The 24,129-nt window shown below is 68.6% G+C and carries 18 protein-coding genes; 15 read left to right on the forward strand and 3 right to left on the reverse strand.

Annotation, left to right across the window (positions count from 1 at the left end; genetic code table 11):
* Positions 1 to 66 precede the first annotated feature (66 nt).
* The gene (gene serB, locus ACE3SG_RS08600) at positions 67 to 777 is read left to right on the forward strand and encodes a phosphoserine phosphatase SerB (protein WP_374564143.1); all 711 of its coding nucleotides are present in this window, start codon (positions 67 to 69) and stop codon (positions 775 to 777) included.
* Between the two features lie 19 nt (positions 778 to 796).
* On the opposite strand, the gene ACE3SG_RS08605 is transcribed toward serB, so the two are convergent.
* Positions 797 to 1,528: a TIGR02594 family protein gene (locus ACE3SG_RS08605; RefSeq protein WP_374564145.1), complete on the reverse strand. Its 732-nt coding sequence runs from the start codon at positions 1,526 to 1,528 to the stop codon at positions 797 to 799.
* A gap of 9 nt (positions 1,529 to 1,537) precedes the next feature.
* A complete protein-coding gene (locus ACE3SG_RS08610) occupies positions 1,538 to 2,458 on the reverse strand; it encodes a hypothetical protein (RefSeq protein ID WP_374564147.1) in 921 nt (306 codons plus the stop codon).
* Positions 2,459 to 2,731: 273 nt separating this feature from the next.
* Between ACE3SG_RS08610 and ACE3SG_RS08615 the strand changes: the two genes are divergently transcribed.
* From ACE3SG_RS08615 to ACE3SG_RS08640, 6 genes are all read left to right on the forward strand, one after another.
* Positions 2,732 to 4,594, forward strand: a complete 1,863-nt coding sequence (locus ACE3SG_RS08615) for a hypothetical protein (protein ID WP_374564149.1) — start codon at positions 2,732 to 2,734, stop codon at positions 4,592 to 4,594.
* Positions 4,595 to 4,789: 195 nt separating this feature from the next.
* Entirely contained in the window at positions 4,790 to 5,962 is a 1,173-nt protein-coding gene (locus ACE3SG_RS08620; RefSeq protein WP_374564151.1) for a sensor histidine kinase, read from the forward strand.
* An 8-nt stretch (positions 5,963 to 5,970) separates the two neighbouring features.
* Positions 5,971 to 7,110 (forward strand): sensor histidine kinase, encoded by a 1,140-nt coding sequence (locus ACE3SG_RS08625; RefSeq protein WP_374564152.1) that lies wholly within the window; start codon positions 5,971 to 5,973, stop codon positions 7,108 to 7,110.
* The gene (locus ACE3SG_RS08630) at positions 7,107 to 7,865 is read left to right on the forward strand and encodes a LytR/AlgR family response regulator transcription factor (protein ID WP_374564153.1); all 759 of its coding nucleotides are present in this window, start codon (positions 7,107 to 7,109) and stop codon (positions 7,863 to 7,865) included. Before ACE3SG_RS08625 ends, ACE3SG_RS08630 begins: the two co-directional genes overlap by 4 nt.
* A 140-nt stretch (positions 7,866 to 8,005) precedes the next feature.
* On the forward strand, positions 8,006 to 8,668 hold the full coding sequence (locus ACE3SG_RS08635) for a hypothetical protein (RefSeq protein WP_374564155.1): 663 nt from the start codon (positions 8,006 to 8,008) through the stop codon (positions 8,666 to 8,668).
* Positions 8,669 to 8,902: 234 nt separating this feature from the next.
* Positions 8,903 to 9,844 (forward strand): hypothetical protein, encoded by a 942-nt coding sequence (locus tag ACE3SG_RS08640; protein ID WP_374564157.1) that lies wholly within the window; start codon positions 8,903 to 8,905, stop codon positions 9,842 to 9,844.
* Between the two features lie 170 nt (positions 9,845 to 10,014).
* Here ACE3SG_RS08640 and hrpA read toward each other — a convergent pair whose 3' ends face one another.
* Positions 10,015 to 13,962 (reverse strand): ATP-dependent RNA helicase HrpA, encoded by a 3,948-nt coding sequence (gene hrpA, locus ACE3SG_RS08645; RefSeq protein WP_374564158.1) that lies wholly within the window; start codon positions 13,960 to 13,962, stop codon positions 10,015 to 10,017.
* 37 nt (positions 13,963 to 13,999) lie between these two features.
* Here hrpA and argA point away from each other — a divergent pair, with 37 nt between their 5' ends.
* From argA to hemH, 8 genes are all read left to right on the forward strand, one after another.
* Entirely contained in the window at positions 14,000 to 15,340 is a 1,341-nt protein-coding gene (gene argA / locus ACE3SG_RS08650) for an amino-acid N-acetyltransferase (protein ID WP_374564160.1), read from the forward strand.
* A gap of 44 nt (positions 15,341 to 15,384) precedes the next feature.
* Complete coding sequence (locus ACE3SG_RS08655; RefSeq protein WP_374564162.1) at positions 15,385 to 15,657, forward strand: oxidative damage protection protein; 273 nt, start codon at positions 15,385 to 15,387, stop codon at positions 15,655 to 15,657.
* A 154-nt stretch (positions 15,658 to 15,811) separates the two neighbouring features.
* On the forward strand, positions 15,812 to 16,804 hold the full coding sequence (locus ACE3SG_RS08660; RefSeq protein ID WP_374564164.1) for an extracellular solute-binding protein: 993 nt from the start codon (positions 15,812 to 15,814) through the stop codon (positions 16,802 to 16,804).
* Positions 16,805 to 16,882: 78 nt separating this feature from the next.
* A complete protein-coding gene (locus ACE3SG_RS08665; protein ID WP_374564166.1) occupies positions 16,883 to 17,188 on the forward strand; it encodes an H-NS family nucleoid-associated regulatory protein in 306 nt (101 codons plus the stop codon).
* A gap of 137 nt (positions 17,189 to 17,325) precedes the next feature.
* Positions 17,326 to 19,215, forward strand: a complete 1,890-nt coding sequence (gene dnaG / locus ACE3SG_RS08670) for a DNA primase (protein WP_374564168.1) — start codon at positions 17,326 to 17,328, stop codon at positions 19,213 to 19,215.
* A gap of 328 nt (positions 19,216 to 19,543) precedes the next feature.
* On the forward strand, positions 19,544 to 21,799 hold the full coding sequence (gene rpoD, locus ACE3SG_RS08675) for an RNA polymerase sigma factor RpoD (RefSeq protein WP_374564170.1): 2,256 nt from the start codon (positions 19,544 to 19,546) through the stop codon (positions 21,797 to 21,799).
* Positions 21,800 to 21,944: 145 nt separating this feature from the next.
* On the forward strand, positions 21,945 to 22,895 hold the full coding sequence (locus tag ACE3SG_RS08680) for an adenylate/guanylate cyclase domain-containing protein (RefSeq protein ID WP_374564171.1): 951 nt from the start codon (positions 21,945 to 21,947) through the stop codon (positions 22,893 to 22,895).
* A gap of 118 nt (positions 22,896 to 23,013) precedes the next feature.
* Positions 23,014 to 24,102, forward strand: coding sequence for a ferrochelatase (gene hemH / locus ACE3SG_RS08685; RefSeq protein WP_374564173.1), 1,089 nt, complete (start codon positions 23,014 to 23,016; stop codon positions 24,100 to 24,102).
* Positions 24,103 to 24,129: the final 27 nt, after the last annotated feature.

The raw sequence follows: 24,129 nt of genomic DNA on the forward strand, positions 1-24,129 counted from the left end.
TCTGCAGCGTGGGCCCGCCACCAGGCGCCCCACGCCCCACTCGCCCTCGCCCTGCCCCACTCGCCGATGACCGCCACCGAATTCGCCCCCGGACTCTTCACCCGCGGCATCACGCCGCCGCTGGCGCTGGCCGATTTCAAGCTGGTGGCGTTCGACATGGATTCGACGCTGATCGACATCGAGTGCGTCGACGAGATTGCCGCCGCGGCGGGCCGCAAGGCCGAGGTGGCCGCGATCACCGAGGCCGCGATGCGCGGCGAGATCACCGACTACAAGGACAGCCTGCGCCGCCGCGTGGCGCTGCTGGCCGGTGTCAGCGAGCAGGCGCTGCACGATGTCTATGCCCAGCGGCTGAAGCTCAACCCCGGCGTCGAGGCCTTCGTGCTGGCCTGCCGTGCGGCCGGGCTGAAGACGCTGCTGGTGTCGGGTGGTTTCACCTTCTTCAGCGACAAGGTGCGCGCGCGGCTGCAGCTCGACTTTGCCCGCGCCAATGTGCTGGACGTGGCCAACGGCGCGCTCACCGGCCGCATGGTCGACCGGCCCTGGGGCGACATCGTCGACGGCGCCGAGAAGCGCCGCGTGCTGCTCGAAGTGTGCGAGCTGATGGGCATTTCACCGGCCCAGGCGATTGCCGTGGGCGACGGCGCGAACGACCTGCCGATGATGGCCGCCGCCGGCCTGTCGATCGCCTTCCACGCCAAGCCCGCCGTGCGCGAGCAGGCGATGCTGTCGATCGAGCAAGGCGGCATGGACCGCGCGCTGGAAGTGCTGCGCTGAGCGACATCTGCGCGCCCGCTCAGGGCGCCTGGCGGCGCGCGAGCACCAGCTGCGGGTCGAAGCTCGCAATGCTGACGCGGTCGCCCTGATTGCCCCCCAGCAGCCGGATGCGGCCGTTTTCGGTGCCGACGAAGAAGCCGACGTGACCTTGCGGCGCCGCGCCGCGCTCGAGCACCACGATGCAGCCGGGGAAGAAGTCGTCCGCGTCGCGGCCCCAGGTCATCCATGAGCGCGCAGCCTTCGAGTCGGTGCCCTTCAGCCCCGCCTGCTCGACGCAGAAGTTGACGAACGACGAGCACCACGGCACCGAGTCGGGCTCCTTGCCGCCGCTGGTGCTGGCGTGAAAGGCCTCGATGCGGGGGTTGTTGCCGGCCCCCGGCACCTCGGCCACACCCAGCTCGGCGCGGGCAATCTCGAGCATGCGTGCGTGGGCAGCGGGCGGGGCGGCCGCGGCGGGTGCTGCAGGTGGGGCCGCCACGGCCACCGCCGGCGCATGCGCAGCCAGCACGGGAGGCGGTGTCGCCGCCACGGCGGCGGGTACAGCCGCCCCCGCGGCCAGCCCGGCCACGGCCACTGCGGGCATGGGCGCCACCATCGTGGCCACCGGGTCCGGGAACTCGGCCACGATGGTGAACTCGCCATCGGCCTCGGGCTGCTCGCTGACGATGCGCCCACCGTCGGCCTTGATCACGGCGCGCACGAAGGGCAGCCGGTCGGCGGGGATGTCGGTGATGACTCGTTGAATGGTCATGGTGTCTCCTCAAGGCGTCTTGGGCTTCAGCCACTTCATGCACACCGCCACCCGTGCCCGCTCGCGGGCGAATTCGGGCGACAGCACCAGGTCAGTGAACAGGGTGCCGGGGGCCACGCCGGCCGGTTTGAAGCAGTCCTGCTTGACCTTGTCGAACACGCCCATGTTCGGCGTCGGGCACTTCGGGTCGCCCGCGCAAACCGCCATGAAGAAGGCGTCGCCGGCCTCGTCTTTCTGGAAGCTGAACTGTTCGGTCAGCTTGGCCTCGGCTTTCTCGGCCTTGGCGCCCACCGCTTCGGTGATGCCCACCAGCGCGCCCAGCACGGTGCCGGCGTTGTAGTACTCGTTCAGGTCCGACAGCGCCATGCCGACCGGGTATTCGACCAGGCTCTGGCCCAGCCCGGCGCGCAGGCGAAACGCCACCTCGGCGCGCCGCGCACGCATGCCGGTGTGGATGGCGATCAGCGTGCGCTCGGCCAGCACCTCTTTGTCGTAGGCCTCGCGGCCACCGATGATGAAGGCACTCAGGCCCGACAACACCTGCGCAGCACCGCCGCTGGACACGGCCGCCGCGCTGTTCAGGCCCAGCGTGGCGAGCGTGGCGCTGAAGCCGGCCTTGCGCGTGTCGCGAAACAGCGTCTCCTCGAACTGCGAGAAGCGGATGTCGATCGCGTACATGCGGGCACTGACGAGCTCGCTGCGGCACGCCTCGCTCGGCGTCTTCAGGCAGGTCTTCATCGCCTCCACGTCGATGACGGCCTCGAGCTTCTTCAAGTCTGCTTCCGGGTCGGTCACCCGCTGCGGGTAGCCGTCGAACGCCGCGCAGGCGCCCAGCGCCAGCGGCACCGCGGCGAGCATGACGAGGCGGCAGGCCCGCATCGGCAGCCGCGCGGCCCGGGCCGCCGCCATCCATCCGAAAACTGCTTTCATGAAAGCTCCTGCACGACCAGACGAAGTCGCGTGGTGCAAGGCTAGCCCGATGGACGCCCGCGCGCATCCTCTTGGCTGACTACGTCGAAGGGCGAATGCCGGTGGGTGCCACCGCCCCCCTAGCTCACCCGAATTTCTAGGTGCCCCAGCCCCGCCCCATAGGGATGGGGAAGCCACGGCCGAGCGCCTACCTTGAGCACCCGGTGTTCGCCTGCTGTCGTGGGGCGAGGTGCACCGGCAGCCGCCGAGTCCATCCACACAGGGAGCCGAATCATGAGCTACTACCTCAAGGGCACGCTGAAGGGCGCGCTTTGTTCCGACTGCATCGAGCCGTTGGAGGGCCTGGTGATCAAGGCCTACGCGCTGGCGCAGGGCCGCGACGTGGCGGCACTGGCCGCCGCCCGCACCAAGGACACCTTCGAGGGCGTGCCCGACACCGACCGCGACGCCAAGGCCGGCCGCCTGCTGGCCGAGGCCACGATCGACGCCACCGGCGCCTACGTGCTCGATTTCAGCAAGGCGCCCAACTACAAGGGCGAAGCGATCGAGCTCGACCTGTACTGCGCCACCGTGCCGCGGCGCAAGAACCAGGAGGGGCTGCCGCGGCCGATGCAGTTCACGCTGACGGTGCTGCAGCCGATGTGGCGCGAATTCCGCGACGACCGCGTGGCCGCGTGGGACTACACCATCCCGTACCGCATCTGGTGCGGCATCCGCGGGCGCTTCGGCGCCTGGGTCATCTGCGGCCAGGTGCGCCATTGCGAAACCCAGGCCCCGATCGGCGGCGTGCGGGTTCGCGCGTTCGATGTCGACTGGCTGCAAGACGACGCGCTGGGCGACGACGTGACCGACTTCAGCGGCCACTTCCGCATCGACTACCTCGCCAGCGACTTCAAGCAGACCATCTTCTCGCCCACCATCAACCTGGAATGGACGGGTGGGCCGGACCTGTACTTCAAGGTCGAGACGCTGGGTGGCGTGCCGCTGCTGGCCGAGCCGCCCTCGCGCGGACGCGCGCCGGACCGCGAGAACGCCGGCCCCTGCTTCTGCGCCGACCTGTGCCTGAAAGAGTCGCCGCCGGTGACCGAGCCGCTGCCGGTGTTCGACGCGCTGGGCGGCTACCTGTATGCGAGCCAGATCGAAAGCGCCGTGCCGGGCAGCGGCCTGACGGTGGGTGACCACCGTGCGTTCTATTCGACCGTGCGGCTGAATGGCGTGCTGCCCAAGACGCTGGGCGGCCAGCCGATGGAATACCGCTTCGAGTTCCGCACCACCGACGCGCTGGGCAACCCGACCGGGCCGTGGACGGTGGTGGCACCGACCCAGTTCAGCGACACGATCATCGGCCGCATCGAGCGCCTGGTGTTCGTGCTGGGCACCTGGATGACGCTGACTCACTACGTGCATGCCGACCCGGCGAGCCCCGGTGCCGATGCCGCCCACGCGGCCATCGTCGGCGGCTGGATCCAGGTGCCGCAGTTCAGCAACGCGCTCGACGTGAACGGCTTCTTCGTGCCCAACGGCGACATGCTGCGCGTGATCACGCCGATGCTGGTGCCCCAGCCGGCGCTGAACATGGCTGGCGTGATCGCCGGCGAAAGCAGCACCGCCCACGGCGCGGCGCTGGCGCAGAACCGCCACATCGCGCTGCGGATGCGGGTGCGCGCGGTGGGCCTGCCGGGCACCGAGCAAGATGCCGGCACCTGCGCCCACGTGGCGATCGAGAACACCGTCTACAACAACGTGCACAAGGGCGGCTCGTGGGCACCGGTGGATGTGTCGAGCCAGCTGTGCGCCTGCTCGGTCGATTCGCTGCAACTGCGCGCCGGCGGCTGCGCCGGCCTCAATGCCGCGCTGGACGTGCTGTTCACCGCCGCGCACCCGAACCTGGGCTCGGTCGGCGTCAGCATGAACGGGCCGGGCGGGCCGTATGGCTTCGGCATGCCGGTGCCGCTGAACGCGGCCGACCAGTTCGGCCAGGCGATCAACGGCGTCGCACCGCCGGCCGGCGGCTGGACCTTCAACACCCTGCCCGACTGCGCCTACATCGTCACGCTGTCGGCCCACCTGCTGTTGACCACCGGCGACTCGTCGCCGCTGCCGGTGCAAGACCAGATCGCGTTCTGCAAGAAGTAGCACCTCGTGCGAGGGGCCTCAAGAAGCGACGGGCCGCCCCTAGCTTCTTGACCCCCTCGGGGGGCGGGCCGGGCATGGCCCGGACCTCGGGGCCGACAGTTCCCTCGGTCGCGGCCCTCCCGGCTTCGTCCGCGCTGCGGGTGGCTTCGTCGCGCCGGGCCCCGCCGGCCGGTGGGGCGGCGGACAATCCCGCCCATGACGCCCCCACCCACCGCCCTGGACGCCGCCACCACGCGCTGGGCCGCCTTTCGGCGCGTGGTCACCCTGCCCCATGTGGCGGCGGTGTTCTACCTGGCCTTCGCGCTGGCGCTGTCGCGCGCCATCGCCTGGCGCACCGGCGACGAGGCCTGGGACACCTGGGTCTTCAAGCTCGCGCTGTTCACCCGGCAATCGCTGATCAGCGCGTTGACCATCCTGGTGTGCGCCGGCGCGGCCGAGGCGGTGCTGACCCGCACGCGGCCGTCGCCCCAGGCCGCCTGGGGCGTGCGGGCGCTGGCCATCCTGATCGGCACCTCGGCCGGCGCGGTCATCCGCTACACGGTGATCTACGCGCCGGAGTTCAAAGAGCCGTTCTACTGGTGGTGGTTCGTCTACACCGGCGGCTTGTGGTGGTTGCTGGGCTGCACCGGCTATGTGCTGCTGCAGCTGGCGCTGGCCGAGCTGGCCGCCAAAGAGCGGCTGGCGCAGGCCCGGCTGTCGCGCGAGGCGCTGGCCGCCCAGCAGATGGAGGCCGAGCTCTCGGCGCTGCAGGCGCAGATCGAGCCGCACTTCCTGTTCAACACACTGGCCACGGTGAAACGGCTGTACGACGTGGCGCCCGGCCGCGGCCGCGACATGCTGACGAGCCTGATCGCCTACCTGCAGTCGGCCCTGCCCGGCATGCGCAGCCAGCGCGCCTGCCTGGGCGACGAGCTCGAGCGTGTGCGCCACTACCTGGCGATCCTGCAGATGCGCATGGGCGACCGGCTGCGCTTCGAGATCGACGCCCCCGCCGCGCTGCACGACGCCGAGATGCCGCCGATGGTGATCGCGACGCTGGTCGAGAACGCGATCAAGCACGGCCTGTCGCCGTTGCCCGAAGGCGGCCGGCTGCACATCAGCGCCCGCATCGAGGCCGATGGCCGGCTGGCGGTCGAGGTGCTGGACGATGGCCGCGGTTTCGTCGGCGCCGGCGGCAGCGGCGTGGGCCTGGCCAACACCCGCGCGCGCTTGTTGGCGCTGTATGGCGCGCAGGGCAGCCTGTCGCTCGAAGCGGCGCAGCCCCGTGGGGTGTTGGCCCGCGTCTGCCTGCCGCTGCGGGCGGTGGCGCCCGAGCCCGCCGTCGCCAGGGCCCCCGGCACCGTGGCCGAGCCGGTGGTCGTGTCATGAGCCGGGTGATGGACGCTCCGGTGGCCGTGCCGGCGGGCTTTCCGACCGCCGGCTGGCTGGGCCACCTGCTGCGGTCGTGGCGCTCGGTGCGCGGGGCCGAGATCGCTGGCTTCCTGGCGCTGGGCCTGCTGTACGGCGCGGTCGACCTGACCTCGCTGGCCGATGCGAAAGACATCGCGCGGCCGTGGGCGCTGTTCTGGCGCCTGCTGCTGTCGCCCGCGCTGTGCACGGTGGTGCTGCTGCTGACCTGGCTGCCGGCCGACCGCAGCGCGCCCACCTGGCGCTACCGCAGCCACGCGCTGGTGGCGGCCACGGTGCTGGGCTGCCTGATCGCCGTGCCGCTGATGTGGGCCGTGCCCGACTGGCTGGACCTGCCGACGCTGCAAGAGCTGTGCGCGCCCAAATGCCTGCCGCAGACGCTGCCGCTGTGGCAGCGCTTCACGGGCGACTTCCTGTCGGTGCTGCTGCCGGGTGCGCTGGCCATCGGCGTGGTCGAGATGCTGCGCCGGCGCTGGCGCTCGCAGGCCCAGTTGCAGGCACTGGTCGAAGAGCAGACCGCCCTCGGCCGCCAGGCCATGGCCGCGCGCCTGGCCGCGATGCAGGCCCAGGTCGAGCCGCGTTTCCTGTTCGACGTGCTGGTGGATGTGCAACAGCAATACGCGCTGGGCCAGAGCGACGACGCCGCCGAGCAGCTGGAGCGCCTGATCCACCACCTGCGGGCCGCGCTGCCGCGGCTGCGCGAGCAGAACGTGACCACGCTGGACGCCGAGGCCGCGCTGCTGGGCAGCTACCTGGCGCTGCGCCAGGGGCTGCAGCGCCAGCCGGTCGAGCTGGTGGACGAGCTGCCGGCGGCCTTGCGCAGTGCGCCGCTGCCGGCCATGCTGCTGCTGCCGCTGCTGCAGCGCGCGCTGCGCCTGGCACCCGGCGGGCTGCCGCCGCGCGTGGTGCTGCGGGCACAGCGTGGCACGCTGGCCAACCCGCAGGCGCTGCAAGTCTTTCTGCAGGTCAGCGCCACCGGGCTGTGCGGCGACGACGCCGAGCTGGCCGCCCACCGCGAGCGCCTGCGCGTGCTGACCGGCGACCTGGCCGGCCTGCGCTGCCACGACATCGACGGCACCACCCGATTCACGTTGACCCTGCCCTCATGAAGCACCCCACCGCCATCGTGGCCGAAGACGAAGCCACCCTGCGCGCCGAACTGATCGAGCAGATCGGCAAGCTGTGGCCCGAGCTGAGCATCGTCGGCGAAGCCGCCGACGGCGTGCAGGCGCTGCGCCTGCTCGACGAGCTGCGCCCCGACGTGATGTTCCTCGACATCCAGATGCCTGGCGCCACCGGGCTGGACGTGGCGCGCCAGGCCAGCGGCCGCAGCCGCGTGGTCTTTGTCACCGCCTACGACGAGCATGCGGTGGCCGCGTTCGACCATGGCGCGGTCGACTACCTGCTCAAGCCGCTGCAGCCGGCACGCCTGTTCACCGCCATCGGCCGCGTCAAAGAGCGCCTGGGCGAAGCCCCGAGCGACCTGGGCGCGGTGCTGGACCGCCTGGCCGCCTTGCCCGGCGCCGCCCAGGCGCGCCAGTACCTGCGCTGGATCAACGCCTCGGTCGGCCAGACGCTGAAGCTGATCACGGTCGACGAGGTGCTGTACTTCCAGGCCGACAACAAATACACCCGCGTGGCGCTGCGTGAAGGCGAGGCCCTGATCCGCAAGCCGCTGAAAGAACTGGTCGAAGAGCTCGACCCGCAGCTGTTCTGGCAGATCCACCGCTCGACGCTGGTCAACGCCACCGCCATCGCCGGCGCCAGCCGCGACTTCCGCGGCCGCCTGCAGCTGAAGCTCAAAGAGCGCAACGAGGTGCTGCTGGTGGCCGAGAGCTACGCGCACCTGTTCAAGCAGATGTGAAGTCGTCTGTGACGAACTGCGCGCTCGGGCAAGATTGAACCGAGACAGGCCCTGAGCAGGGCCGCGGCGCCGGGACAATCCGGCCCCTGCGCGGGCACCCATGCCCATACCGACAAGAAGATCCCGAGGGAGAAATCACCATGAACAAGCTCGCCCTGGCGGCCCTGGCCGCGCTGTGGGCCTGCCCGGCGTTGTGCCTGGCTGCGGTCGACACCACCAGCACCGCCTACCGCAACGGCCGCCTCGCCGGCATCGCCTTCGGCGTCTTGGTGCTGGTCGTCGTGCTGCAGCGGCTGACCGGCTTGTCATGGATCAAATCGCTGGCCATCGGCGCGGTGGCCTGCGGTGCCTGGTTCGGCCTGCGCGGCACGGCGGCCAAGGCCACCGGGCTGGACCAGCAACGGGTCGAGGCCTTCGTGATGGCGGGCGCACAGGCCTCGAGCCAGCGCAATGCCGCGGCGCTGTGCAACCAGTACGCCGACGACGCGAAGATCAGGCTGGTGACGGTGCGCTTCTCGGGCTCGGAGGTGGCGAACTACGACAAGGCCCAGTGGTGCGACTACCTCCGGCAAGGCTACGCCGCGCTGCCCGCGGGCGTGTCGATCGACACCCATGTCAACGTCCTCTCGTTCGACCTGGCCGACGATGGTCAGCAGGCCGACGTGAGCCTGGAGGTGACAGAGACGGTGCGCATGGGTGGCCGCGGCGCCAGCGCATCGTCGACCCAGCAGGCCACGATCCAGTTGGTGAACGGCGAGCCCCGCTACACCGCCGCCAGCGCGCGCATGACCGCTGGCCAATGAGGCCGCGCGGGCCCGTGACAGGCCCCGCCGCGGCCAGCACGGCAGTTGTAACCATCTTGCAAGACGGCCGCCGATTCACGGCCATCTCCGGCTTTTCGCTTCCTTATCCGCATCGACGCCGCGTCGATGAGGTGGCTGTCGCCTGACTCGCTTCTTCTGGTGTTTTGAGCTGAGTGGGGCGCTATCCGGCGCTTCGAGGCCCGTCGGGCCCGGCGCTGACGCCAAGGAAGACTCATGCCTCTCATCTCCAAGTCGCTGTGGGCCGCTGCCGCCGTATTCGCCGCTGGCTTCACCCCGGTTGCTTCACAAGCACTGACCCAACAAGCCGAAGGCGCTGTGCCCCCGGGCTACAACGCCAACTGCAACTGCTACCGCGCCGTGCCCTACGGCTCGACCACCTGGCTCGAGCCGACCACCCGCAAGATGGCCCGCCAGGTGATGGACATCTGGATGCCGACGGGTTTCGGCGGTGCGCGCCCGATCGTCTACTACGGCCACCCGAACGGCACCAGCAACTTCATCGCCCTCGACAAGACCGCCGGCTCGCTGTACAGCCGCTTCGTCAAGCCGCTGACCGACCAGGGCTACATCGTCGTGTCGTACGAGTTCCGCCACCCGGTCGTCAACTACGTGGCTGGCAGCCCGGCCCCGCGCTACGACATCCAGAAGGCCATCAACTACTTCGCCAACCAGTACGCGGTGACCCTGAACGCCGACACGACGAACTCGTTCATCACCGGCCAATCGCGTGGCGGCGGCCTGGGCCTGCTGACCGCCCTGACCGGCAGCTTCACCAACGGCACGACCGTGCGCGCGCTGTGGACCTACCAGGCGCAGACGACCTTCAACTGCACCGAGATGGCCAACGACTTCGTGCTCGAAAGCGACCGTGCGCTGTTCATGACCCAGTGCACCGCGGTACCCGGCGCGGGTTCTTCGCTGAAGGCTGTCGGCCCGAGCGCGCCCCCGATCCACGCCGCCTACGACCGCCCGTTCCGGATGGAGCTGGTGCACGCGTCGGACGTCGACGTGCACTACCCCGATTTCGGCTACCAGCTGTGCCGCCAATACCAGGCCAAGACCGAAGGCGCCAACACCTGCCAGGCGGCGCCCAGCGTGGCCGGCGACACCGCGTGGGTCGGCATGGCCGACTACTTCAACGCGCACCGGCAGTAAAACCCGGCGAGGCGATCTTCATGCAGGGCCCGGCGGCAACGTCGGGCCCTTCTGCTTTGGTGTGCTTCAGCGAAGTGCGGATCGTCAGCTGGTCAGCTGGGCCCACACCTTCTGGCTTCGACATGACATGCCCTGCGGGCAGATGTCAGTCTTCGCCGAAAGGTCCGGGCTCAACTGGTCAGTTGAGCCCAGACCTTTTCAAGCCGCTTCGCCGACACCGGCTGCGGCGTGCGCAGCTCTTGGGCGAACAGGCTGATGCGCAGCTCTTCGAGCAGCCAGCGGAACTCGTCCATCCGCGCGTCGGCCTGGCCTTTCAGGTCGGCCAGGCGGCGCATGTAGCGCTGCTCCATCGGCCGCAGCTCGGCCAGGCGCTGGGCGTCGCGCGCGGGGTCGGCACGCAGCTTGTCCAGTCGCATCACCACGCCCTTGAGGTAGCGCGGATAGTGCTGCATCTGGGCCCACGGGCTCTGCGCGACAAAGCGCTTGGGCACCAGGCGCTGCAGCTGCGCCTGGATGTCGTCGGCCACGTCTTTCGGCGGCTTGCTGTCTTTGAGCTTGCGCACCGCGGCGGCGTACTCGACCAGCACCGTGCCGGCCATGCGCGCCACCTCTTGGGCGATCAGGTTCAGCCGCGCGCGGCCTTCGTCGATGCGCTTGCTGAACGCCATCGCATCCTGCGGCAGCGGGTCTTGCAGGAACGCGCGGTCCAGCGCCACGGCGATGATCTGGTCACGCAGCTCTTCGATCGTGCCCAGCGGCATGTAGGCCACGGCCATCTTCTGCAGGTCCGGGATGTTCTTTTCCAGGTACTTCAGCGGCTCCTTGATCTGCAGCGCGACCAGCCGGCGCAGGCCGGCGCGGTGCTGCGCGGCCGCCACGTCGGGCTCGTCGAAGACCTCGATCTCGACATGCGCGCCCTTGTCGATCAGCGCCGGAAAGCCGATCAGCGTCTGGCCCTTCTGGCGGATCTCCATCAGCTCGGGCAGCTCGCCGAAGGTCCAGGCGGTGTAGCGCGCGGCGGGTGCATCGGGCGCGGGCGGCGGTGGCGCTTTGACCACGGCCGTGACGCCGCGCGAGGGCGCAGCAGGCGTCGCAGACGGTACGGGCGCGGGTGGCGGTGCATCGGGCCGTTTCAAGGCCGCCAAAGCCTGGAACGCCGAGCGCGCCTGGCCACCCCACTCGGCCTTCAAGGTGGCCAGCTGCCGGCCCATGCCCAGCTGGCGGCCATGCTCGTCGACCACGCGGAAGTTCATGAACAGGTGCGGCGCCAACTGCTCGAGCTTGAAGTCGTTGCGCTGCACCGCCAGCTGGGTGCGCTCGCGCACGGCTTTCAGCAACGCGTCCATCAACGGGCCTTGCGCAAACGGGGTCAGCTCGCAGAACTCGGCCGCGTAGTCGGGCAGCGGCACCAGGCGCGAGCGCGGCCGCTGGTGCAGGCTCTTGACCAGCGCCAACACCTTGCCCTCCAGCATGCCGGGCACCAGCCACTCGCAACGTTCTTCGCTGACCTGGTTCAGCGCGTAGATCGGCACGGTGACGGTGACGCCGTCTTTCGGGTCACCGGGCTGGTGCAGGTAGGTGGCCGCGCAGTCGACACCACCCAGGCGAATGGTCTTCGGGAAGGCCGAGGTGGTGATGCCCGCCGCCTCGTGGCGCATCAGCTCTTCGCGGCTGAGCATCAGCAGTTTGGGCTGCTTCTTCAACTCTTCGCGGTACCAGCGCTCGAAGCTGGCGCCGCTCACCACATCGGCCGGCAGTTGCTGGTCGTAGTAGGCGTAGATCAGCTCGTCGTCGACCAGCACGTCTTGCCGGCGCGCCTTGTGCTCCAGCTCTTCGACCTGCGCGATCATCTTGCGGTTGTGCGCCAGGAAAGGGAGCCGGGTCTCCCACTCGCCGTTGACCAGGCCCTCGCGGATGAATATCTCGCGCGCGGCCTTCGGGTCCACGTTGCCGAAATTCACGCGGCGATTGGCGTAGACGACGATGCCATAGAGCGTGGCCCGCTCCAGCGCGATCACCTCGCCGGCCTTCTTCTCCCAGTGCGGCTCCAGCAGCTGGGTCTTCAGCAGATGGCCGGCAATCGGCGGGATCCACTGCGGCTCGATCGCGGCCAGGCCGCGGCCGAACAGGCGGGTGGTGTCCACCAGCTCGGCGGCGATCAGCCATCGGCCCGGCTTCTTGCTCAGGTGCGCGCCGGGGTGGCGCCAGAACTTGATGCCCCGTGCGCCGAGGTACCAGTCGTCGTCATCGGCCTTGAGCCCGATGTTGCCCAGCAACCCGGCGAGCATGGCCAGGTGCACCTGCTCGTAGGTGGCCGGCGCGCCGTTCAAGCGCCAGCCGTGCTCGGCCACCACCGTTTGCAGCTGCGAGTGGATGTCGCGCCATTCGCGCACACGGCGCGGGTTGACGAAGCTTTCGCGCAGGCGTTGCTCTTGCTGGCGATTGCTGAGCTTGTGGCTGTCGGTCTTCTGCTCTTTCGCGCCGGCGTGGCCGTGGGTGCCGCGGCCTTCTTCGATCCACTTCCACAGCTTCAGGTAGCCCATGAACTCCGACTTCTCATCGTCGAACTTCTTGTGCTTCTCGTCGGCGGCTTGCTGGTGCTCGAGCGGGCGGTCGCGCACGTCCTGCACGCTCAAGGCGCTGGCGATGATCAGCACCTCGGTCAGCGACTGGCGCTCGCGCGCTTCGAGGATCATGCGGCCGACGCGCGGGTCCAGCGGCAGCTTGGCGAGCTCTTTGCCGATCGGCGTCAGCTCGTTGGCTTCGTCCACCGCGCCCAGCTCGGCCAGCAGCGCGTAGCCATCGGCAATCGCCTTGCGCGGCGGTGGTTCGAGGAACGGAAAGTCTTCGACCAAGCCGAGGTGAAGCGCCTTCATGCGCAAGATCACGCCGGCCAGCGACGAGCGCAGGATCTCGGGGTCGGTGAAGCGCGGGCGGCTGGCGAAATCCTTCTCGTCGTACAGGCGAATGCAGATGCCGTTGGCCACGCGCCCGCAGCGGCCGGCGCGCTGGTTGGCCGCCGCCTGGCTGACCGACTCGACCTGCAACTGCTCGACCTTGTTGCGGTAGCTGTAGCGCTTGACGCGCGCCAGGCCCGCGTCGACCACGTAGCGGATGCCCGGCACCGTGAGCGAGGTTTCGGCCACGTTGGTGGCCAGCACGATGCGCTTGCCGCCGCCGGTCTCGAAGACACGGTCCTGCTCGGCCTGCGACAGGCGGGCGAACAGCGGCAGGATGTCGGCGTTGCGGTGCAGCGGCTGGTGCGCCAGGTGCTTGCGCAGGTGGTCCGCCGCCTCGCGGATCTCGCGCTCGCCGGGCAGGAAGACGAGGATGTCACCCGAGCCTTCGCGCCAGAGCTCGTCGACGCCGTCGGCGATCGCGTCGTTGAGATCGAACTCCCGGCTTTCCTCGAACGGGCGCCAGCGCTGCTCGACCGGGAAGGTGCGGCCGCTGACCTGGATCACCGGTGCCGGGCCCTTGGCCGAGGCGAAGTGGTTGGCGAAGCGATCGGCATCGATCGTCGCCGAGGTCACGATGATCTTCAGGTCGGGCCGGCGCGCCAGCACCTCTTTCAGGTAGCCGAGCAGGAAGTCGATGTTCAACGAGCGCTCGTGCGCCTCGTCGATGATCAGCGTGTCGTAGGCCTTGAGCAGCGGGTCGGTCTGCGTCTCGGCCAGCAAGATGCCGTCGGTCATCAGCTTGACCGAGGCGCCCGGCTGCAGCCGGTCCTGGAAGCGCACCTTGTAGCCCACCACCTCGCCCAGCGGCGACTTCAGCTCGTCGGCAATGCGCTTGGCCACCGAGCTGGCGGCAATCCGCCGCGGCTGGGTGTGGCCGATCAGGCCGGTGCCGCCGGCGCCCAGGCCGCGGCCCAGCTCCAGTGCGATCTTGGGCAACTGGGTGGTCTTGCCCGAGCCCGTTTCGCCGCAGACGATGACGACCGGGTGGTCCTGGATGGCGCGCGCGATCTCGTCGCGCCGGGCCGAGACCGGCAGCGCGTCGGGATAGGTGATGGGCGGGACCGGGTTGGCGGTCACCGGCCGCGGCGGGCGATTCGCGCGCGGCGGTCTCGGGCCGGGGCCTGGGCCGGATGGGCGTTCTGTTCGAGGGGACGACATGGAGGGGGCGGATTATCCGCGGCACAATCTGTTCCAGATGGACCTCGTCTTCCCCCACACCTTCGTGCCCTGGTTTCGATCAGTGGCTCCACACATCCACGCCTACCGTGGCAAGACCTTTGTCGTCGGCATCACCGGCGAGCTGGTCGCCGCCGGCAAGCTGGCTTTCTTTGCGCAGGACATGGCCATCCTGCATGCCATGGGCGTGCGATTGGTGCTGGTGCATGGCTTCCGTCCGCAGGTGAATGAGCAGTTGGCCGCCAAGGGCCAGACCGCCCACTTCTCGCATGGCATGCGCATCACCGACGGCGTGGCGCTCGACTGCGCGCAAGAGGCCGCCGGCCAGTTGCGCTTCGAGATCGAGGCGGCGTTCTCGCAAGGCCTGCCGAACACGCCGATGGCGAATTCGACGGTGCGGGTGGTGTCGGGCAACTTCCTCACCGCGCGGCCGGTCGGCATCATCGACGGCATCGATTTCCAGCACAGCGGCGTGGTGCGCAAGGTCGATTCGGCCGCCATTCGCCGGTTGATCGACATCGGCGCGATGGTGCTGTTGTCGCCGTTCGGCTTCTCGCCCACCGGCGAGGCCTTCAACCTGTCGATGGAAGACGTGGCGACCGAAACGGCGATCGCGCTGCAGGCCGACAAACTGCTGTTCCTGACCGAGGTGCCGGGCATCCACGAAGACCCGAACAACCCCGAGACGCCGATCGACACCGAGCTGGCGCTGGCCGATGCCGAGCGCCTGCTGGCCTCGTTGCCGGTGCCGATGCAGCCGACCGACGTGGCCTTCTACCTGAAGCACTGCGTGAAGGCCTGCGACGGTGGCGTCGAGCGCTCGCACATCCTGCCGTTCGCCACCGACGGCGCGCTGCTGATGGAAGTCTTCACCCACGACGGCATCGGCACGATGGTGGTCGACGAGAAGCTCGAGAGCCTGCGCGAAGCCGGCTCCGACGACGTCGGCGGCATCCTGCAGCTGATCGAGCCGTTCGAGCGCGACGGCACGCTGGTCAAGCGCGACCGCACCGAGATCGAACGCGACATCGCCAACTACACCGTGATCGAGCACGACGGCGTGATCTTCGGCTGCGCCGCGCTCTACCCTTACCCCGAGGCACGCACCGGCGAGATGGCCGCGCTCACCGTCTCGCCGCAGGTGCAGGGCCAGGGCGACGGCGACAAGATCCTGAAGCGTGTCGAGCAGCGCGCCCGCACGATGGGGCTCGATTCGATCTTCGTGCTCACCACGCGCACGATGCACTGGTTCATCAAGCGCGGCTTCGCGCCGGTCGACCCCGACTGGTTGCCCGAGGCCCGCAAGCGCAAATACAACTGGGACCGGCGCTCGCAGGTGCTGGTCAAGAAGCTCGGCTGATCGCGCCGGGCGCACTTCTTTCAATCTTCGTTGGAGACCGCCTCATGGCCCGCACCGTTCAATGCACCTACCTGAAGAAAGAGGCCGACGGCCTCGACTTTGCGCCCTACCCGGGCGAGCTGGGCAAGCGCATCTACGACAACATCAGCAAGGAAGCCTTCGAGCTCTGGAAGAAGCACCAGACCATGCTGGTCAATGAGAACCGCCTGAACCTGGCCGACGCACGCGCCCGCCAGTACCTGGCGCGGCAGATGGAGCAGTTCCTCTTCGGCGGCAACGCCGACCAGCCCACCGGCTACGTGCCGCCCAGCGCCTGATCTGCGTCAACAACGCAATTGCGAACCATTCGCGTTTATAGGCTAGACTGGGGCCAGTTGTTTGACTGACCCACGTCTGGAGTTTCGAATGCGCATGGTTCCCCGCTTGGCGGCTTTGGCCGCCCGTATCGCATCCATGGCCGCCGTGGCCGCCATGCCCCTGGCTGCCCAGGCTGAAGAAAACGTGCTGAATCTGTATTCAGCGCGCCACTACCAGACCGACGAAGCGCTTTACGACAATTTCACCAAGGCCACCGGCATCAAGATCAACCGGGTCGACGCCGACGACGCCGGCATCCTGGCCCGGCTGAAAAGCGAAGGCAGCGCCAGCCCGGCCGATGTGATTTTGCTGGTCGATGCCGCCCGCCTGTGGCGCGCCGAGGTCGATGGGCTGTTCCAGCCGGTGCGTGACCCCTTGCTCGAAAGCCGCATCCCGGCCCAATTGCGCAGCCAGGACAAAGGCGAAGGCTCGCAGTGGTTCGGTTTCTCGACCCGGGCCCGCATCGTCGTTTACAACAAGCAGGTGGTCGCACGCGAAGACGTGGATACCTACGAAGAGCTGGCCGACCCGAAAAACCGCGGCAAACTCTGCACCCGGTCGGGCTCGCACCCTTATAACCTGTCGCTGTTCGGCGCCATGACCGAGCACCTGGGGCCCGCCAAGACCGAGGCCTGGCTCAAGGGGCTGGTGGCCAACATGGCGCGCCCGCCGATGGGCGGCGACACCGACCAGATCAAGGCGGTGGCCAGCGGCGAATGCGCGATCGCGCTGACCAACACCTACTACCTGGCCCGGCTGATGCGCTCGGAAAAGCCCGAGGACAAAGCCGTCGTGCAGCAGATTGCCGCGGTGATGCCCAACCAGGCCACCACCGGCACCCACGTGAATATCGCCGGCGGCGCCGTGGCCCGCTACGCGAAGAACCGCGCGGCGGCCGTGCGTTTCCTTGAATACCTGGCCAGCGATGCCGCCCAGTCGTACTTTGCCAACGGCAACAACGAATGGCCGGCGGTGGCGGGCTTGAAATTGGCGAATCCCGCACTGGACAAGCTGGGCAGCTTCAAGGCTGAATCCGTGCCGATCTCGGTGATCGGAATGAACCAGATCAAGGTCCAGCAAATGCTGGACCGGGTCGGGTATAAGTAATTACCTGAGCGCCACGTAACAGCGGCAGTTTCCTGCGATATCATCCACCCGCCCCCCGGGTATCTCAGGAGCTCTCGCATGGAATCGATTCAAGAATTGCTGGCGCAAAAGGCGAACCTCGAAAAGAGGATTGCCGAGGCCCAGCGCACGGCCAAGGCCGACGCCATCGCCAAGGTCAAGGCCTTGATGGCCGAATATGGCCTGACCGCCGCTGACCTGGCCGGCAAGGCGCCCATGGCCGCCAAGGCCGAAGGCGGCAAGAAGGTGGCCCCGAAATACCGCGACCCGGCCAGCGGCCAGTCCTGGACCGGCCGCGGCCTGAAGCCCAAGTGGCTGCAGGCGGCGCTGGCCAGCGGCAAGTCGCTCGACGACTTCGCCATCTGAGCGATTTCTGAGCGCTTTTTGAGCGCACCGCCGGTGCTGGCCAAGGCCGGCGCTGTGCGAAGATCACCTACCCGCATCGGGGCAGCTTCGGCTGCCCCGATGTCGTTTGCGCCTAGCCTTCGTCCGACTCCCCGCCCGTGATCCCTTCCGGCTTCATCCAGGAACTGCTGGCCCGCACCGATGTGGTCGGTGTGGTGGGCCGCCACGTCGAGCTCAAGAAGGCCGGCATCAACTACAAGGGCCTGTGCCCGTTCCATGGCGAGAAGACACCCAGCTTCATCGTCAGCCCATCGCGCCAGACCTACCACTGCTTCGGCTGTGGCGCGCATGGCGACGCGATCCGCTTCCTCACCGAACACCACGGCATGAGCTTTGTCGAAGCCGTCAAGGACCTGGCGCAGGAAGCCGGCCTGATCGTGCCGGAAGACGAGGCCAGCCCGCAGGAGCAGGCCCAGGCCGCCCAGGCCCGCGAACAGCAAGTCACCTTGATCGATGTGTTGGAAAAGGCGGCCGAGCACTACCGCCGCCAGCTCAAAGGCAACCAGCGGGCGATCGGCTACCTCAAGGGCCGCGGCCTGACCGGCGAGATCGCCGCACGCTTCGGCCTGGGCTACGCGCCCGAGGGCTGGCGCACGCTGGCAAGCGTATTCCCCCGCTACGACGACCCCACGCTGGCCGAGTCCGGCATGGTCATCGTGCAGGGTGAAGACGAGGCCGAGCAGAAGCGCTACGACCGTTTCCGCGACCGCATCATGTTCCCGATCCGCAACGTCAAGGGCGAGACCATCGCCTTTGGTGGGCGGGTGCTGGACAAGGGCGAGCCCAAATACCTGAACTCGCCGGAAACCCCGATCTTCGTCAAGGGCCGCGAGTTGTATGGCCTGTACGAATGCCGCGCCGGCCTGCGCAGCAAGGGTTATGCGCTGGTCACCGAGGGCTACATGGACGTGGTGGCGCTGGCGCAGCTGGGCTTTCCCAACGCAGTGGCCACGCTGGGCACCGCCTGCACCGCCGACCACGTGCACAAGCTGCTGCGCTTCACCGAGCAGGTGGTGTTCAGCTTCGACGGCGACGCTGCCGGCCGCCGCGCCGCCGGCCGCGCGCTCGAAGCCGCCCTGCCCCACGCCACCGACACGCGCAGCTTCCGCTTCCTCTTCTTGCCGCCCGAGCATGACCCGGACAGCTACGTGCGCGAGTACGGCGCCGAGGCCTTCGAGAGCTTCGTGCGCAACGCCGTGCCGCTGTCGCGCCAGCTGCTGGACCATGCCGCGGCCGATTGCGACCTGACCACCGCCGAGGGCCGCTCGCGCATGCTGTCGCAGGCCAAGCCGTTGTGGCAGGCGCTGCCAGAGGGCGCGCTGCGCCTGCAGCTGCTGAGCGAGCTGGCCATTCGCGGCGGCCTGCCGGCCGAAGAGCTGGCGCGCCTGTGGCAGCTGGGCGGCGCCCGCTCGCGCGACCGCGACCCAGACGATGGCGACAGCGCCGGCGAAGCCCAGCCGCGTCGCTCGTTCAGCGGCGGCGAACGCAAGGGCCGCTGGAAACGCCGCGACGAGAACGACGACGGCCTGCCGCGCCCACAGGGCCGCCGCCAGCCCCCCAAGCGGCCCGAAGATCGAGTGGTGCAGATGCTGTTCGGCCAGCCCGGCTGGTGGGACGACCTGCCCGCCGATGAACATGATCTGCTGCACCAGCTGCCCGCCCCGCACGGCACCCTGATTGCCTGGCTGGAGCGTGAGCTGGCCGAGCACGGCGCCCGGCCCTGGGCGGTCATCCGCGAAGCGCTGGAGGCCGACGACAGCCTCGACAACGAAGCCCGGGCCCTGGCCGATGGCGACGCCGATCCGGGCGCCACGCCGGCCGATCTGCGGCGCGCGATGGACACCGTGCTGATACGCGAATTGGGCGAGCAGATGAAACGCCTGATCGCCGAAGCGGCCACGCGCCGAGAAGCCCTGACCGAGTATCGACAGCTCGAATTGCGCTGGAAAGATGCGAAGTCACGACTGGGTACAGCGCCCCAGGAATAGCCCCCCTGGATACCCGTCGCGCCATGTGCATAATCGGTACAATCCATGTATCAGCGGCAAGAGTGACAGCAGCACCTCCGGACCCGGCCCCCTGCGACACAGGGCAATCACAGGCCAACTCCCCCGCCAGGGCTGCACTTCCAGACGTTCACGCCAGCTTGCCTGCCCGACCCGCGCCGCCGCCTTTGTCCTCGGTGGCCGGTGGGCGATTTGTTCCGCCTGATTTCGTTGTTTCGCGCTCTGGAGCCGCGTGCTCTTGTAGCGCGGCCGGCAGAGGGCTGCGCAAATCCCCCGGGCCATCAAAGGATCACCTCATCGAGACCTCTGCATGACCGCGAAGAAGCCCGCTGCCGCTGCCACCCCTGCCGCCAAGACCGCCGCCAAGCCGACGACGGCGGCACCGGCCAAGCCCGCTGCAAAGGCGGCCAAGGCGAGCGCTGCGGTCGAAGACCCGAAGAAGGCGGCGGCCAAGGGCAAGGCGGGCAAGCCGGCTGAAGACGAGGGCAAGAAGGCCAAGAAGGGCGGCAAGGCCGAACCGACGCCCAAGAAGGCCGCCGAGGTCGAGGAAGACCTGGCCGACATCGAGGCCGACATCGAAGGCGAAGTCGAGGCTGACGCCGGCGAAACGGCCGAGGTCGAGGAAGGCGAAGACAAGCCCAAGGCCAAGCCGCTGCGGATGAAGGTTTCGCGCGCCAAGGAGCGCGCGCTGATGCGCGAGTTCGGCCTGGACGAAACGGCGCTGACCGAAGAAGAGGTCGCCAAGCGCCGCCAGGAGCTGAAGACGCTCATCAAGATGGGCAAGACGCGTGGTTACCTCACGCACCAGGAAATCAACGACCACCTGCCCGAGAAGCTGGTCAACGAGGAAATCCTCGAAGCCATCATCTCGATGCTCAACGACATGGGCATCGCGGTCTACGAGCAGGCCCCCGACGCGGCCACGCTGCTGATCGCCGGCGGCGCCACCTCGACCGCCACCGAAGAAGAAGCCGAAGAAGCCGCCGAAGCCGCGCTGTCGACGGTCGACTCGGAATTCGGCCGCACCACCGACCCGGTGCGCATGTACATGCGCGAGATGGGCTCGGTCGAGCTGCTGACGCGCGAAGGCGAAATCGAGATCGCCAAGCGCATCGAAGGTGGCCTGCAGGCCATGATGCTGGCGATCAGCGCGTCGCCCACCACCATCGCCGAGATCCTGGCCATGGCCGACCGCATCGCCGCGGGCGAGATGCAGATCTCCGAGGTCGTCGACGGCTTCGTCGCCGAAGACGAGGCCGACGACTACGTGGCCGAAGAAGACTTCGACGAATTCGACGAGGAAGACGACGACGACGGCAACGGCGGCTCGAAGGCGCTGACCAAGAAGCTCGAAGAGCTGAAGAGCCAGGCGCTGACCAAGTTCGGCGAGCTGCGCATCCACTTCGACAAGATGCGCAAGGCCTTCGAGAAAGAAGGCTACCAATCGCAGGCCTACAACAAGGCCCAGCACGCCATCAGCGAAGACCTGATGACGATCCGCTTCACGGTCAAGACGATCGAGAAGCTGTGCGACATCCTGCGCTCGCAGGTCGACGACGTGCGCCGCTACGAACGCGAGATCCGCAAGATCGTGGTCGACAAGTGCGGCATGCCGCAAGAGCACTTCATCAAGACCTTCCCGCCCAATGCGCTGAACCTGAAGTGGTCCGAGAAGGAAAGCCAGGCCGGCAAGCCCTACAGCGCGGTGATGACGCGCAGCCTGCCCGCGATCCAGGAGCTGCAGCAGAAGCTGGTCGACCTGCAGGCCCGCGCCGTGGTACCGGTCGATGACCTGAAGCACATCAACCGCCGCATGAACGAGGGCGAGAAGGCCTCGCGCGACGCGAAGAAGGAGATGATCGAGGCCAACCTGCGGCTGGTGATCTCGATCGCGAAGAAGTACACCAACCGCGGCCTGCAGTTCCTCGACCTGATCCAGGAAGGCAACATCGGCCTGATGAAGGCGGTCGACAAGTTCGAATACCGCCGCGGCTACAAGTTCTCGACCTACGCCACGTGGTGGATCCGCCAGGCCATCACCCGCTCGATCGCCGACCAGGCGCGCACCATCCGCATCCCGGTTCACATGATCGAGACGATCAACAAGATGAACCGCCTGTCTCGCCAGCACCTGCAAGAGTTCGGCTTCGAGCCCGATGCCCCGACGCTGGCCGAGAAGATGGAGATGCCCGAGGACAAGATCCGCAAGATCATGAAGATCGCCAAAGAGCCGATCTCCATGGAAACGCCGATCGGCGACGACGACGATTCGCACCTGGGCGACTTCATCGAGGACACCAACAACACCGCGCCGATCGAAGCCGCCATGCAGGCCGGCCTGCGCGACGTGGTGAAGGACATCCTCGACAGCCTGACCCCGCGCGAGGCCAAGGTGCTGCGCATGCGCTTCGGCATCGAGATGAGCACGGACCACACGCTCGAAGAAGTCGGCAAGCAGTTCGACGTCACCCGCGAGCGCATCCGCCAGATCGAAGCCAAGGCGATCCGCAAGCTCAAGCACCCGAGCCGCTCGGACAAGTTGCGCACCTATCTGGACAACATCTGACCGCCTGCGGTCGGATGTTGGGCGGGCGTCAGCCCGCGGCGCAGCTCAGCCGCGAGCCACACCCCTGCCCCAATAACATCTGAGTACAGAGCCCTCTCGGAGGGCGCCTGCCGGCCTTGGGTTGGCAAGCTAAACTGCTTGACGCATGGCCATCATCAAGCGTCGCACCGTCCTGTTCGCCGACCTGCGCGGCAGCACGGCGTTGTATGAATCCCTCGGCAACGCGCAGGCCACCGCGGTTGTCACCCAAACCATCAATGCCCTGGCGCAGCGTGTGCCCGCCATGGGGGGCCAGCTCATCAAGACGCTGGGCGACGGCCTGATGGCCGTGTTCTCGGTCCCCACGATGGCGGTCGCCAGCGCGATGCAGATGCACGACCTGCTCGAGTCCACGGTCGCGGCGCCCCACGCCGCCCCCGGCGTGGCCAGGTTGCGGCTGCAGATCGCGATGGCGATCGGCGAAGTGGTCGAGGTCAACAGCGACTGCTTCGGCGACGCCGTCAACGTGGCCGCCCGCCTGCTCGACCACGCCGGCGACAACGAAACCCTGATCACCGGCGACCTCTACGACGAGCTGCCGATGGACACCCGGGCCGCCTACCGCTCGCTCGACCGGGTGCACCTGCGCGGCCGCGCCGAGCCGGTCGAGGTGCACATGCTGCCGCCACGCGGCGTGGACACCACCGCCACGCTGATGGAAACTCGCTTCGACCTGGCCGAGCCCGAAGGCCTGCAGCTGCTGTACCGCGACAACGTCTACCGCCTGAGCCGCAGCGACCTGCCGGTGCTGATCGGCCGCGGCTCGACCTGCGGCCTGCAGATCGACGAAGCCCGCGTCTCGCGCACCCATGCCCGCATCGACTGGACCGGCGGCGGCCTGCAGGTGGCCGACCTCAGCATCAACGGCACCTATGTGCGCTTCACCGGCGACGACGAAGTGCTGAGCCTGCGCCGCGGCGCCTGCACGCTGCACGGCAGCGGCGACATCGGCCTGGGCGGCTCGCCCAACGAGGTGGGCGTGCCGGTGCTGCAGTTCAGCGTGATGTCGAGCATGGACGACACCGTGCCGATGCGGCTGCCCTCACCGGGGCATTGAGCCTCCACGCCCCTCTGAGGGGCTCGCGCAGCGGGCCGGCCAAGCCGGATCCGCGCACGCCACTTGAAGGGCGGCGGCTCCGGCGGAGCGCCGCGCAGATTGAGACGAGCCAACGGACATGCCGACCACCACTGCTTCGTACCACCACGGCCAGCCATCACCCATCGGCGTGCTGCTGGCCAACCTGGGCACACCGGACGCAGCCACGCCGGCCGCGTTGCGCCGCTACCTGGCCGAGTTCCTGAGCGACCCGCGGGTGGTCGAGATCCCGAAGGTGGTCTGGTGGCCGATCCTGCACGGCATCATCTTGCGCACCCGGCCCGCCGCCTCGGCCAAGAAGTACGCCAGCGTCTGGCTGCCCGAAGGCTCGCCGCTGGCGGTGTGGACGGATCGGCAAGCCAAGCTGCTGCAGGGTTACCTGGGCGAGCGCGGCTGCACGGTCATCGTCAAGCCGGCCATGCGCTACGGCAACCCGTCGATCGCCTCGGCGCTCGACGCCTTCCAGGCCGCCGGCGTGCGCCGCGTGCTGGTGCTGCCGGCCTACCCGCAGTACTCGGGCGCGACGACGGCCAGCACCTTCGACGCGGTCAGCCGCTGGGGCCAGCGCACGCGCTGGGTGCCCGAGTTCCGCTTCATCCACCAGTACCACGACGACCCGGCCCACATCGCAGCGCTGGCGGCCAGCGTGCGCGCGCACTGGCAGCGCGAAGGCCGCGGCGAGATGCTGCTGATGAGCTTTCACGGCATGCCCGAGCGCACACTGACGCTGGGTGACCCCTACCACTGCCAGTGCCAGAAGACCGCGCGCCTGCTGGCCGACGAGCTGCGCCTGGCGCCCCACGAGTGGCGCATCAGCTTTCAAAGCCGCTTCGGCCGCGCCAAGTGGCTGGGCCCGGCGACCGACGCCACGCTGAAGCAACTGGCCACCGGCGGCACCAAGCGCCTGGACGTGATCTGCCCCGGCTTCGCCGCCGATTGCCTGGAGACGCTCGAAGAGATTGCCCAGGAAGGCCGCGAGACCTTCCTGCACGCTGGCGGCCAGGCCTTCCACTACATCGCCTGCCTGAACGACGCGCCCGCCGGCATGGCCGCGCTGGCCGATCTGGCCAAGCGCCACCTGGCGGGCTGGGTCGACGCGCCGGCGCCGACCGACGCGCAGTGCCAGGCCTCGCGCCAGCGGGCCCTGGCCATGGGCGCCGGCGACTGACGCGCTGAATCGAAAAGGGCCGCACAA

Source organism: Ideonella sp., assembly GCF_041914305.1.
GTDB lineage: Bacteria > Pseudomonadota > Gammaproteobacteria > Burkholderiales > Burkholderiaceae_C > Ideonella.